The organism is Planosporangium mesophilum (assembly GCF_016863255.1).
In the GTDB taxonomy this organism is placed as follows: domain Bacteria; phylum Actinomycetota; class Actinomycetes; order Mycobacteriales; family Micromonosporaceae; genus Planosporangium; species Planosporangium mesophilum.
Genome location: NZ_BOON01000024.1, coordinates 51,221 through 64,039, shown reverse-complemented (window position 1 = coordinate 64,039; position 12,819 = coordinate 51,221). Strand labels below are relative to the sequence as shown.

Annotated in this window: 9 protein-coding genes; 3 read left to right on the top strand and 6 right to left on the bottom strand. The window is 72.3% G+C overall.

The annotated features are described in order from the left end of the window. Positions 1-6 precede the first annotated feature (6 nt). The 4 genes from Pme01_RS13050 to fdh all read right to left on the bottom strand — a co-directional run bounded on the left by Pme01_RS13050 (position 7) and on the right by fdh (position 6,943). Positions 7-1,296 carry an L-lactate MFS transporter gene (locus Pme01_RS13050; protein WP_168117583.1) on the bottom strand — a complete coding sequence of 430 codons (1,290 nt, stop codon included), beginning with the start codon at positions 1,294-1,296 and terminating at the stop codon, positions 7-9. A 14-nt stretch (positions 1,297-1,310) separates the two neighbouring features. Next, on the bottom strand, positions 1,311-2,417 hold the full coding sequence (nrfD, locus tag Pme01_RS13045) for an NrfD/PsrC family molybdoenzyme membrane anchor subunit (protein ID WP_239088201.1): 1,107 nt from the start codon (positions 2,415-2,417) through the stop codon (positions 1,311-1,313). Positions 2,418-2,544: 127 nt separating this feature from the next. Continuing rightward, complete coding sequence (locus Pme01_RS13040; RefSeq protein WP_168117584.1) at positions 2,545-3,663, bottom strand: 4Fe-4S dicluster domain-containing protein; 1,119 nt, start codon at positions 3,661-3,663, stop codon at positions 2,545-2,547. Next, positions 3,653-6,943 (bottom strand): formate dehydrogenase, encoded by a 3,291-nt coding sequence (gene fdh, locus Pme01_RS13035; RefSeq protein WP_205864400.1) that lies wholly within the window; start codon positions 6,941-6,943, stop codon positions 3,653-3,655. The genes Pme01_RS13040 and fdh overlap by 11 nt, the downstream gene beginning before the upstream one ends. A gap of 368 nt (positions 6,944-7,311) precedes the next feature. Between fdh and Pme01_RS13025 the strand changes: the two genes are divergently transcribed. After that, positions 7,312-9,837 (top strand): hypothetical protein, encoded by a 2,526-nt coding sequence (locus Pme01_RS13025; RefSeq protein ID WP_168117586.1) that lies wholly within the window; start codon positions 7,312-7,314, stop codon positions 9,835-9,837. A 15-nt stretch (positions 9,838-9,852) separates the two neighbouring features. Beyond that, positions 9,853-10,134 (top strand): acylphosphatase, encoded by a 282-nt coding sequence (locus Pme01_RS13020; protein ID WP_168117587.1) that lies wholly within the window; start codon positions 9,853-9,855, stop codon positions 10,132-10,134. A 10-nt stretch (positions 10,135-10,144) separates the two neighbouring features. Here the strand turns inward: Pme01_RS13020 and Pme01_RS13015 are convergent, their stop codons facing one another. Both Pme01_RS13015 and Pme01_RS13010 read right to left on the bottom strand, forming a co-directional pair. After that, positions 10,145-10,783, bottom strand: coding sequence for an ATP-dependent Clp protease proteolytic subunit (locus tag Pme01_RS13015; RefSeq protein ID WP_168117588.1), 639 nt, complete (start codon positions 10,781-10,783; stop codon positions 10,145-10,147). Continuing rightward, entirely contained in the window at positions 10,780-11,082 is a 303-nt protein-coding gene (locus Pme01_RS13010) for a helix-turn-helix domain-containing protein (RefSeq protein ID WP_203935593.1), read from the bottom strand. Before Pme01_RS13010 ends, Pme01_RS13015 begins: the two co-directional genes overlap by 4 nt. 186 nt (positions 11,083-11,268) lie before the next feature. On the opposite strand from Pme01_RS13010, the gene Pme01_RS13005 reads away from it, so the two are divergent. Further along, on the top strand, positions 11,269-12,747 hold the full coding sequence (locus Pme01_RS13005) for a glutamate-cysteine ligase family protein (protein WP_168117589.1): 1,479 nt from the start codon (positions 11,269-11,271) through the stop codon (positions 12,745-12,747). The last annotated feature ends 72 nt before the right edge of the window (positions 12,748-12,819 follow it).

Below are 12,819 nucleotides of genomic sequence, written 5' to 3'. Positions count from 1 at the left end.
TACGGATCAGTGCCGCGCTACCGGGGTCACCCCGCCCCGGTACGGCGCCGGCTCCGTCGGCATCCGTGTGACGACCGGCAGCGCCACCGCCATCAGCGCGACGAGCGCGAGGACCGTGAACGGCAGCGTGTAGCTGTGCCCGCCCCGCTCGTACAGCAGCGCGGTGACCGTCGGCCCGACCACCCCGCCGATGCTCCACGCCACGATGATCGCGCCGTAGATCGCGCCGGCGTGCGTGGTACCGAAGTAGTCCGCCGCCGTGGCCGGCATGGTCCCGAACCCGCCGCCGTATGCGAGCACGATGAGCGCGGCGAACAGCGCGAACAGCGCCAGGGCGTGGGCGTGCGGCAACACGAGGAAGCAGACCCCCTGCAGGGTGAGCATGCCCACGAACGCCGTCATCCGGCCGATCCGGTCGGACAGCCAGGCCCACACCACCCGGCCGCCGGCGTTGAACAGCCCCAGCACGCCCACGATCGTCGCCGCGGTGGCCGCACTCGCCCCGGCGATGACGTGCGCGGCGTCGGCTGCCTGCGAGATGAGGCCGATTCCGCAGGCGACGTTCAGGGTCAGGATCGCGGTCAACAGGTACCACTGGGGGGTGCGCAACGCCTCGTTCAAGGTGTAGGAACGGTTGCCGGCGGCGGCCCGTCCGGTGGTCGGCGCGACGAAGCCCGGCACCCGGTACCCCGGCGGCGGATCACGGAACAACGACGCGCCGAGCAGGACCGCCACCAGGTACGCCGCGCCGAGCGGCAGGAAGACCTCGGTCTTGCGGGGGGCGGTGGCCAGCAGGTGCTTCGCGACCGGGGCGGTGATGACCGCGCCGAAGCCGAAGCCGGCGACCGCGATCCCCGTGATCAACCCGCGTTTGTCCGGGAACCACTTCGTCAGCATCGCGATCGGCGTGATGTACGCCGCGCCCATCCCGATGCCGCCCAGCACCCCGTACCCCAGGACGAGCAGCCACAACTGGCCGGGCGAGGTCACCAGGGACGCCAGCATCGTGCCGACCGCGTACAGCACGCCGCCGCCGAGCGCGACCGGGCGAGGACCGTATCGGTCCTGGATCCGGCCACCGATCATGCTGCCGATGAAGATGGTGCCGACCGCCACCTCGAACGGCAGCACGACCTGCGCCTTGCTCCAGTGGAACTGGTCCTGCAGGGGTTTGTTGAACACGCTCCACGCGTACAGCGCGCCCAGTGCCAACTGGACCAGCACGGCCGCGACGACGAGCGCCCAGCGCCGGCGGGTCAGGGTGACCTGGTCTGCGCCCGTCCGCAACGCTGTCATCGTGCCGTCCTCCGTCAGTCGGGCTCCGGCACGTTCACCTTCTCCACCTCGGCCACGCCCCGTGCCTCCAGCCGCTGCCGCTGCGGGACCACCGTGTACTTCGGGTCCTCGGCGGATGCCTTACCAGCTTCGAAGACACCAAACCGGGTCAGCAGCGACCCGACGACCAACGAGGCCCCGGAGAGCGCGGACAGCAGCCGGCTGCGCCGGCTCAGCAGGGCGCCGACCGCCCCGCCAACGGTGAACGCGCGGGCCGCCCGCAGCAACCGGCCCTGGCGCCCCAACTGGTAGGGCTCGCTCACGACCCCCATCGAGTGCTCGACCTGCCGCATCGCCGCCAGGTCCAGCGCCGCGCCGGCGACCGCGAGCCGCCGCACCGGACCGGTCTCCTCCAGCGGCGCCGCGATCAGCCCCACCCCCGACGCCGCCGCCGACGCGCTGCCGGCGAAGACGAACGGCAGGTACGGGTACGCCCGGTTCCAGGACGGCACGGCGGTGTGCGCCAGCAGCACCGCGGTGTACGTGGCCAGCGGTGGAGCCATGACGGCGGCCACCAGGTTGGCGCCCCGGCCGACCGGCGGCAGGATCCGCCGGGCCAGCCCGAGCAGCCCGCGCTCGGGCAGCAAGGGTGCCACCTCGGCGACGGCCGCGACCCCGGCGGCCGGGCCGAAGGTGGCCAGGATCCAGGTACCCACCGACATCGGCGAGGTCGGTTTGGCCACCCGCAGCATGTGGTGGAACCGCTCCGGGCGGCCCAGGTCGTTGATCAGGAAGTAGGTACTGGCACCGACCGCGGCGAGCGAGGTCAGCCGGCCCACCCGGCGCAGTACCGGCCGGCCGGTCAGGTCGGCGCCGGCCGCGATCATCGAGGAGCCGGCGGCGAGGCCGCCGGTGAACAGGTAGGCCGCGATGTCGTGGTGCCAGACCGGCGGCTTGAGGATCGGCCGGCCGTAGTACGACCGGAACTCGGCCTGCGGCACCATCGACCGCTCGCCGCCGCCACCGCCGCCGCGCCGTCCACCGCCACCGCGCCGGCCTTCCTTGAAGTCACGGAAACGGTCACCGACCGGCGGCCGGCCCGCCGGCTCGCGACTCGCGGCCCGGCGGTCCGCGCTACTCATCTCACCGGCGGTCACGACAACAACCCTCCCTGAAGCGCGGCGACGGTCGGGACGACCGCACCGCCGAACATGCCTACGGACCCCATGCCTACGGACCCGGGGACCACGCCCGCCGACGTACCGACGATCACGACCGACGGCCCACGAACGCGACCGCGGCGGCCGCGGCCATGGTCAGCGCGGCCATCCCGGCGCGCTTCCACATGGCGGGCGCGTCGCGGGTGGGCACCACCGGGTCCGGCGGCAGCCCGTACACCTCGGGCTCGTCCAGCAGCAGGAAGAACGCGCCGTCGCCGCCGACACCGTCCTCCGGGTCGTTGCCGTAGAGCCGGGCCGCCGTCTCGCCCTGCTCATGCAGCTTCTCGAGCCGGCGCGCCGCCCGCTCGCGCAGTTCGTCCAGCGGTCCGTACTGGATCGACTCGGTCGGGCACGCCTTGGCGCAGGCCGGCATCATGTCGTCCTTGAGCCGGTCGTAGCACAGCGTGCACTTCCACGCCCGGCCGTCGTCCTTGCGCTGGTCGATCACGCCGTACGGGCAGCCCGAGATGCAGTACCCGCAGCCGTTGCAGATGTCCTCCTGCACCACGACCGTGCCGAACTCGGTGCGGAACAGCGCCCCGGTCGGGCAGACGTCCAGGCAGCCGGCGTGGGTGCAGTGCTTGCAGACGTCGGACATCATCAGCCAGCGGAAGTCGGTGCGCTCACCACCCGGCAGCCGGCCGGGGAGCACGGACGACGGCATGCCGAGGAACTCGGTCGCCATCTCGACCGCGGCGCCCGGCTCGGGGCTGGGCGGCACGCCCGGCTCCGTGCCGGTCTCCTTGCCGGTGGTCGCCGCCCGCGCGGCCATCTCCGGTGCGGCCGTCCTGGAGGTCGGCAGCCCCTCGAAGGCCGGCGGCTCGTTGCCGGCCTGCCCGCCGACGGCGACCCCCCGGTCGGCCAGCTTCTCGCGGGACACCGGCTGCTCGATGAAGGCGACGTGGCGCCACGAGTTCGCGGTCAGGTCGCCGGTGTTGTCGAACGACATGCCGAGCAGGTCCAGGCCGGTCTCGGGAACGTTGTTCCACTCCTTGCAGGCCACCTCGCAGGCCTTGCATCCGATACACACGCTGGTGTCGGTGAAGAAGCCCATCCGCGGCGGGGCGTCCATGCCGTACCCCGCCTCCGGCGCGGGGTCGAGCGGCCCGTAGAGCCTGTTCTCCCGGATCACCCGCTCGTCGCGCAGCCCTCTGTTCTCAACTTCCATCGTCGGGCCTCCCGCGCCGGTGTGACTCGTGAACTGCGTCCGTGGTGATGATTGGCGTCTGGTGGTATTCGAGGTTTCCGGCCCGCCGCCGGTACTCGTTCAGATAATCCACGAGTTCCTTTCCGTGCGGCCGCCGCCCCGGTCGGACATCGCAGGTGCCGGCCTTGCCTTCCTGAATCAGGACATTCGGATCAAGGACCATTGTGAACAGGTCGTTGGCCGAGTCTCCCTTGGACCACCCCCCGGGTCCCCAGTGGTAGGGCAGCCAGATCTGGTGGACCGCCCGATTGCCCACCCGCAGCGGGGTGAGCCGGTCGGTGACCAGCACCTTCCCCTCGACCGCGCCGCGCGCGGTGACCACGTGGCCGAAGTCCAGATGGGTCAGTCCCCGCTCGGCGGCCAGTTCCGGCGACACCTCGAAGAACATCTCCGGCTGAAGCTCCGCCAGGTGCTCGACGTACCGGCTCATCCCGCCGGCCGTGTGGTGCTCGGTGAGCCGGGCGATGGTGAACACGTACGGGAACACGTCGGTGTGCGGCTCGGGCGGGCTCGGGTGGGTGATGTTCTCCGGCCGGTCGTACACCTTGCGGACCGGGTTGGCCTGCTGCCCGTACAGCGGGTTGCGCACCGGCGACTCCGGCGGCTCGTAGTGCGTCGGCAGCGGCCCGTCCAGCAGCCCCGACGGGGCGTACAGCCAGCCCTTCCCGTCGCCCTGCATGATGAACGGGTCATCGCCGGCGATCGCCTCCGTACCCTCGGCCTCGGGTCCCGGCCGGTAGGTCGGCGGCTTCGTCTTCTCGAAGTCGGGGTCGTCGTACCCGTCCCAGCAGCCCTTCGTCTCGTCCCACCAGAGGTAGGCCTTGCGCTCGCTCCACGGCCGGCCCTCCGGGTCGGCCGAGGCACGGTTGTACAGGATGCGCCGGTTGGACGGCCAGGCCCAGCCCCACTCGGGCGCCACCCAGGTCTGTTCCTTGCCTGGCCGGCGCCGGTTGGCCTGGTTGACCCCGTCGGCGAAGACTCCGCAGTAGATCCAGGCGCCGCAGACCGTCGAGCCGTCGTCGCGTAGCTGGCCGAACGTCCGCAGCGTGAGGCCGGTGTCGACGGCGTACCCGTTGATCTCGCGCAGCACCGCCTCGGCGCTCGGCTCCTCGTGCGGCCCGTGCGTCGGGTAGTTCCAGGCCAGGTCCAGGATCGGGCGGTCCCGGCGCAGCGGCGAGCCGGCCAGTTTCTCGCGGATGATGCGGCCCAGATGGAAGAAGAACCACAGGTCCGAGCGGGCGTCGCCCGGCGGGTCGAGCGCCTTCTCCCGCCACTGCAGCAGCCGCTGGGTCTGGGTGAAGGTGCCCTCCTTCTCCACATGGGACGCCGCCGGCATGAAGAACACCTCGGTGGGGCACTCCTCGGGGACGATCTCGCCGGTCTCGACCTCGACGCTGTTCTTCCAGAACGTGGCGCTCTCGATCTCGAACAGGTCGCGCACCACCAGCCAGTCCAGGTTGCCCATGCCCAGTCGCTGGGCCCGGCCGTTCATCGAGCCGACAGCGGGGTTCTGCCCCATCAGGAAGTACCCCTTGATCTTGCCGTCGATCATGTCGAGGACCTGCTTGTAGATGCCGTGGTCGCCGGTCAGGCGCGGCATGTACCCGTAGCAGAAGTCGTTGTCCGGCGTCGCCTTGTCGCCCCAGTACGCCTTGAGCAGGCTCGCGCAGTACGCCGGCGCCTTGTACCAGAATCCCTTCTGCTCCGGATGGCAGATGCTGGTGACCCAGTCGGAGTACGTGGGGTGCAGCACCGCGTTGGGCATCGGCAGGTAGCCGGGCAGCAGGTTGAACAGCGTCGGGATGTCCGTCGAGCCCTGGATGGAGGCGTGCCCGCGCAGCGCCATGACGCCGCCGCCCGGCCGCCCGACGTTGCCCAGCAGCAGCTGGATGATCGCACCGGTACGGATCGTCTGCGCGCCGGTGGTGTGCTGGGTCCAGCCGACCGCGTAGACCAGCGCGGTGGTGCGCTCCCGGCCCGAGTTCTCCGTCCAGGCCCGGGCGACGTCGAGGAACCTCTCCCGCGGTACGCCGCAGACCTTCTCCACCATCTCCGGCGTGTACCGGGAGAAGTGCCGCTTGAGGAGCTGGTACACGCAGCGCGGGTGCTGCAGCGTCTCGTCGCGGCGGACCCGGGCGGAGACGCCCGGCCCGTGCGACTCGTGCTGCATCGGCATCGCCGTCTCCCGCTCCATGGCCGGGTCGCGCGGCTCGACGGCGGCCTCATGGCCCTCGTACTGCCACGTCGTCGGGTCGTAGACGCCCAGCTCCGGGTCGTAGCCGGAGAACAGCCCGTCGAGGTCCTCGGTGTCGCAGAAGTCGTCGCTGACGATGGTCGCCGCGTTGGTGTAGGCGAGCACGTACTCCCGGAAGTCCAGCTCGTTGTCCAGGATGTACTTCACGATCCCGCCCATGAACGCGATGTCCGAGCCGGCGCGGATCGGCACGTACGTGTTGGCCACGGCACTGGTACGGGTGAACCGCGGGTCGACGTGGATGACTCTCGCGCCCCGCTCCTTCGCGGCCATGACCCACTGGAACCCGACCGGATGGCACTCGGCCATGTTCGAGCCCTGGATGATGATGCAGTCAGCGTTGGCGAGGTCCTGCTGGAAGTTGGTGGCGCCGCCGCGGCCGAGGCTGGTCCCCAGACCGGGGACGGTGGACGAGTGTCAAATCCGGGCCTGGTTCTCGATCTGGATCGCGCCCAGGGCGGTGAACAGCTTCTTGATGAGGTAGTTCTCCTCGTTGTCCAGCGTCGCGCCGCCCAGACCCGAGAAGCCCAGCGTGCGGTTGAGCGGCCGGCCGGAGTCGTCGACGTCCTCCCACCGGGCGGCCCGGGCGGCGATGACCCGGTCGGCGATCATGTCCATCGCCGTGTCGAGGTCCAGGTCCTCCCACTCGGTCGAGTACGGCCGGCGGTAGCGCACCCTGGTCTGACGGAACTTGCTGGTCACGAGGTTCTTGCTGGCCGCACCCTTGGGACACAGCCGTCCCCGGTTGATCGGCGAATCGGGGTCGCCCTCGATCTGGGTGACCCGGCCGTCCTTGACGTACACCCGCTGGCCGCAGCCGACCGCACAATAAGGACAGACCGACCTGGCCATCGAGTCCGCGGTCTCGGTACGCGGCCGCAGCTCCGCCGAGCGCGGCGACATCGCGGCGAGCCCGCGCCCCAGCGGGTCGGTACCGGTGAGCTGACGGTAGACCGGCCAGCCCTCGATCCAGGTGCGCACGCCCATGCAACATCACTACCACGCGCAATCGCGGGAAAACATGATCTAGAACGATCTTTCTGCGGCCGCCGCGCCTCCGACCGGTCACACCTCGGCGTGTCGACCGTCACCCGGCAAGCGGTGAACGGCTAGATACTCAACGTGACCGGCGCGTCGGGGTTGCGCTACGCGTGCGAGAGGCGAATTGTGCTTGGCGGCAGTTAAACGTTCGGTCTCGGAATTTGAGGTACGATCACCGACGCGCCACCGCCGGAATATCCTCACGGAGGGTGACCTTTTCAGTGCAGCTCAGTCTCAGGCACTGGCCTGACATGCGCCTCACATGGGTGTCCGGATGTGCCATGGTGCACTCCGGGCCCGAGCCGGGCGCAGGCATGACGTCGCTGGTCGCGAAGGCATCCGGCTCCACCGAATTCCCCGTGGTTGTCACCTCGCACACCCTTCGCCTTCTTCCGGCGATGATGAACGAACTCGCCGACGCGCTGGCCGACCAGTTCCCGGCGCGCTGCAACCGGGTTCGGCTCGTCGCCTGGAACAGCGGATGCCTGCACGACGACCGGCCCGCCCCGGCCTACCAGCTCGCCACCCGCCTCGGGGTCGAGGTCATCGCACCGGCCGGCCCCTTGCTCGGCGTCCCCGGTGGCTCGCTCTTCGCGGCCGCCGGGCGCGGCGCGCAGCGCCCCGGTGGCTGGTGGCGGTTCGCCCCCGGCAGCGCCCCGTCGCGGGTCGGCTGGCGCTACCCTGCGCCGCACTGGGACCCCGACCTCGGTGAGGTCGGCGACCTGGGCAACGACCTGGTGGTCGAGCAGGTGCCGGCCGGCCTGTGGCTGCACCGCTCCGGGTACCGCAGCATGACCGACCTGGTCTACTCGGTGCCGGTCGATCCGGACGATCCGGCCCTCATCGTGTCGCACCCCGACGAGAAGCCGTTGCAGCGCGACGAACTCGCCCGCGCGCTGGCCATCCTGCCCCGCCGGACGGCGGAGCGCCTCATCTTCACGCCGTACGGGCCGGAGCCGGTGGCCGACGGCCGGCTCGGCGAGGTCGCGGCGTCCCTGCTCGGGGCTCCCACCCGCGCCCGCACGGGCCTGCCGCTGTACGGGTCCGGCGGTCAGCGCGCGCTCGTCACCATCGACGCCGACGGACGTCCGCGGTGGCGGCCGTTCGTCCATGAGCAGCGCTTCGATCCACGGGCGTCGTCGGTCGAGCCGACCGACTGGGTCAACCCCGTGACCGACCTGCTGTCCCAGCCCGTCGCGCCGGCCACCTTCGCGCTCGGCGGCGGCTGGGTCGCCGAGATGATCGAGGCGGGTATCTGGATCCGCCCGGCCCAGGCGACGGAGTCCGCCGACTGGGCGCGCACGCTGCCGCTCGACGTCGACGAGTGCACCGTCGTCGTGGGGGCGCCGACCGGCGGGTACCTGCCGCCACCGGCCGACCTGGTCACCACGCTGCTGGAGCACCTGCCCGCCGACGCGCGACCCCGCGTCCGGTTCGCGGTCCCGCGCGGTGCCGGCGACGACGTGATGCGGCTCGCCACCGTGCTGACCGAGCAACTCCCCGCTGTGGCCGAGATCCGGGTCATCCCCTCCGGCGGTCGCCGCCGGGCTCACGCGGCCCCCGAGGCGCCGTCCCGCGCGTCGCACGCCCTCCGGGAGCCGACGCCGTACCCGCCGCAGCCGGTCTACCAGCCGACCCCGACTCCGGCGCCGTCGCACGCCGCGCGCCAGCTCACCCCGCCGGTGCAGCAGCCGACGCCGTACCCGCCGCAGCCGCTCTACCAGCCAACGCCCACGCCGCCGCCGTCCCACGCAGCGCGTGAGTTGACCCCGCCGTCCCGCGCCGCCCGCGAGCTGACGACACCGTCCCACGCCGCCCGCGAGCTCACGCCGTCGGCGTCCGCCGTTCGCGAGCTGACGCCGCCGCCGTCGCACGCGGCGCGGGAGCTGACCCCACCGCCGTCGCATGCGGCGCGGGAGCTGACCCCACCGCCGTCGCACGCGGCGCGGGAGCTGACCCCACCGCCGTCGCACGCGGTCCGCGAGGTGCCGTCGCCGGCGCTCCGGCAGCCGACGCCGTACCCGCCGCAGCCGGTGTACCAGCCGACTCCGACGCCGCCGTCGGGTCCGCCCGCGCCGTCGGGCCGCCAGCTCACTCCCCCGGTTCCCGCACCCGCGTCCTACCCGGCGCCGCAGCCGGCACCCGCGGCCAACGGATACCCGGTGCAGCCAGCCGACGAGCCGGCCCGGCAGGCGTCGTACGCCGTCCGCGAGCCGCTCTCGGCACCGACGCGGCCCCGCCGCAAGCCCGGCCCGCCGATGGGGCCGCCGTCGATGGGTCCTCCCTCGCCGCCGATGGCGCCGCCGCGTGGCGGCCGCCAGCCGGGGTACGGCGCGTACCAGCCGGCCGGCCCGCAGGCGACCCGGCCGCCGCTCCAGCAGCCCTCGGCACCGTCGGGCCGCCCGGCCCGCCAGCCGAACGGACAGCCGGTACCCGGTGCCCACCAGCCCAACGGGCAGCCGCGTGGTGCGCGGCAGCCCAACCCTGCACCGATATCGCCGATGCCGACGTCGCCGATGCCGCACCCGGTCCACCAGCCGATGGCGCAACCGGTCCACCAGCCGACCCCGCCACCCATGCCGGCCGTCCACCAGCCGACCCCGCCGCCGATGCCCGCCCTCCGCGAGCCGGCCCGGGAGCAGGCGGAGGACCCGCAGGAGCTGCTGCAGCGCACCGAGATCCGCTCCCACCGCACCTCGGGGACCAAGAGCGCGAAGGCGGCACGCGAGGAGGGCAAGGCCGACACGTCGGAGCTCAACCGACTGCTGGGCTTCTTCGACGAGATCCGCAAGGCCCGCGCCTGGGACGAGCAGCCGGCCGGCACGCGACCCGGCGCGTAAACGCCCGAGCTGGCCGTGGTCCGCAAGCGGGTGGTCGTCTCGGGTCGCGTCCAGGGCGTGTACTTCCGCGACACCTGCCGACGCGTCGCGGCCACGCACGGGGTCGCCGGCTGGGTGCGCAACCTGCCGGACCGTCGGGTGGAGGCGGTCTTCGAGGGCGCGGCGGACCCGGTACAGCGGCTCGTGGACTGGGCGCGGCGCGGACCGCAGGGCGCGACGGTGACGCGGGTCGACGTCCATGACGAGCTGCCGGAGGGGCTGTCCGGATTCACGATCCGGGAGACCCCCCTGGCGTGACGCGGGCGCTCTACCGGGGCGTCGGAGGCACGATCTCGTCGACCAGCCCGTACTCGCGGGCCTCCGCCGCGCTCAGCACGAGGCCGGCGCCGAAGTCGTCCTCCACCCGGTTGCGGGGCCGGCCGGTCACCTCGACCACCCGTACCACCAGGTCCTCGAGCGCCCGCAGGTAGCGGCCCGCGGCGGCGGTCACCTCGTCGGCGGTCCCCTTCACGCCTTCGGCGCCGGGCTCGGCGAGCCTGAACCGGGCGTGCGAGTAGGCCAGACGCCGGCGCGCGGCGGCGTACACCCCGATGACCGCTCCGCCCACCTCGCCGATCGCCGTGGCGTGGACCGGTGCCCGCATCACCTCGAGCGCGTCGACCAGCGCGAAGACGGCGGAGAGCTCACCCTGCGGGGCGTTGACGTGCAGCCGGACCGGCTCGGTGCCGAGCGCGTCCAGCGTGAGCAGCGTGGCGGCCACCCGGTTGGCCGTCTGCGGCCCGACCGGGCCCTGAAGCAGCACGATGCGCTGGGCGAACATCCGCTCCTCCAACCAGGGGGCCACGCCGGCGTCGGCCGCGGCCGCCGGTGGGGACAGCGGTACGTCCCAGCGGCCCGGCGGCACGCTCCGGCGGCCCGGCGGATCGTCGTGCATCCGTACGTTCATGCCTCACGCTCCTGGTCTCGGGAGGCACCGACCTCGCCTGGCGCGAGCCGGACCTCGAGTTGACGACCGACCGCCGCCGCGTACCGCTGGAGGGTGGAGAGCCGGACGTCCACGGCACCCGCCTCAACCCGCGCGACCGCCGGCTGCGACGTACCCATCCGCACAGCCACCTCGGCCTGCGACAGCCCCTGCGCCCGGCGCTCCGCCACCAGGCCCGCCAGCAGGTCCCGGTGGCCGCGGGCGGACCGGGCCATCTCGCGGAATCCGGGGAGGACCGGAAGGTCGTCGTCATCGGACATATCAAGAACGATATACCCGCGGGCGGACGGTTCGGCCGACGCATCGGTACACGATGGTCAACCTGGCTGGCGACGGCTGCCTAGCAAGGCCGCCGCGGCCGGGGCAGCGACCATCGGGCGCGCTGCGTTTGTGGCTCCCACCTGCGCGGGTATGACTCTGTCGCCAATTGCGAAGGGTGGTGCTCGGTGGGCCAGGAGGTCGAGCAGCGGGAATTCACCCGCCAGGACAGGCAGCGGCACCGTCAGAAGGTGCGGCGCTGCCTGGACGTGTTCGCCCGGATGCTGCGAGAGGCGCGCTTCGAGGCGGAGCGGCCGATGTCCGGGCTGGAGATCGAGCTGAATCTGGTCGACGACCGGCGCGAACCGGCGATGCGCAACGCCGAGGTACTGCGGGCGATCGCCGACCCCGACTTCCAGACCGAGCTGGCGCAGTTCAACGTCGAGGTCAACGTGGAGCCGCGCCCGCTCGCCGGCGACGGCCTGCGCGGGTTCGAGCAGCAGGTACGGGCGAGCCTCAACGCCGCCGAGGACCGGGCCCAGCGGGTCGGCGCGCACATGGTCATGGTCGGCATCCTGCCCACGCTGCGGCCCGCGCATGTGACCCGCGAGTCGCTGTCGAACAACCCGCGGTACGCGCTGCTCAACGACCAGATCTTCGCCGCCCGTGGCGAGGACCTGTACATCTCGATCGAGGGCGTCGAGCGGCTGCAGACCTCGGCGGACACCGTCGCGCCGGAGGCGGCCTGCACCAGCGCGCAGTTCCACCTCCAGGTCAGCCCGGAGCAGTTCCCGGCGTACTGGAACGCCGCGCAGGCGATCGCCGGCGCGCAGGTGGCCGTCGGGGCCAACTCCCCGTTCCTGTTCGGCAAGGAGCTGTGGCGCGAGACCCGGATACCCCTGTTCGAGCAGGCCACCGACACCCGGTCCGAGGAGCTCAAGGAGCAGGGCGTACGCCCGCGGGTGTGGTTCGGCGAGCGCTGGATCACCTCGATCTTCGACCTGTTCGAGGAGAACGTGCGCTACTTCCCCGCCCTGCTGCCGGTCTGCGAGGACGAGGACCCGGTCGAGGTGCTCGACCGCGGCGACACGCCGAGCCTCGCCGAACTGCGGCTGCACAACGGCACGGTGTACCGCTGGAACCGCCCCGTGTACGACGTGGTGCGGGGCCGGCCGCACGTACGGGTGGAGAACCGTGTCCTGCCCGCCGGCCCCACCGTGGTGGACACCCTGGCCAACGCCGCCTTCTACTTCGGGCTGGTCCGGGCGCTCGCCGAGGCGGAGCGGCCGGTCTGGACCCAGATGTCGTTCGCGTCCGCGTCCGAGGACTTCCACTCGGCCGCCCGCCACGGCCTGGACGCCAACCTGTACTGGCCGGGCATGGGCACGGTACCCGCCACCGAACTGGTGGTTCGCCGGCTGCTGCCGCTGGCGTACGAGGGGCTCGACAAGTGGGGCGTCGACCCGGTCGAGCGCGACCGGCTGCTCGGCGTCATCGAGCGGCGCTGCGTCACCGGCCGTAACGGGGCCCGCTGGCAGGTGGACACCGCGCGCCACCTGGAACGGGAGCGCAACCTCGACCGCCATGAGGCGCTGCGCGGCATGCTGGACCGCTACGTGGAGTGCATGCACAGCAACACGCCGGTCCATGAGTGGCGCGTGCCGTAACCGCTCCGCCCCCTCCCAGCGTCTTCACAGGTTCTGCTGAGGCTGTACGCAGAACCGTCGGAGACAGTGGGA

Excerpts from the sequence above, each read along its gene's own strand:
- Pme01_RS13050 (WP_168117583.1), bottom strand. The coding sequence starts at position 1,296 with ATGACAGCGTTGCGGACGGGCGCAGACCAGGTCACCCTGACCCGCCGG.
- nrfD (WP_239088201.1), bottom strand. The coding sequence starts at position 2,417 with ATGAGTAGCGCGGACCGCCGGGCCGCGAGTCGCGAGCCGGCGGGCCGG.
- Pme01_RS13040 (WP_168117584.1), bottom strand. The coding sequence starts at position 3,663 with ATGGAAGTTGAGAACAGAGGGCTGCGCGACGAGCGGGTGATCCGGGAG.
- Pme01_RS13025 (WP_168117586.1), top strand. The coding sequence starts at position 7,312 with ATGACGTCGCTGGTCGCGAAGGCATCCGGCTCCACCGAATTCCCCGTG.
- Pme01_RS13015 (WP_168117588.1), bottom strand. The coding sequence starts at position 10,783 with ATGAACGTACGGATGCACGACGATCCGCCGGGCCGCCGGAGCGTGCCG.
- Pme01_RS13010 (WP_203935593.1), bottom strand. The coding sequence starts at position 11,082 with ATGTCCGATGACGACGACCTTCCGGTCCTCCCCGGATTCCGCGAGATG.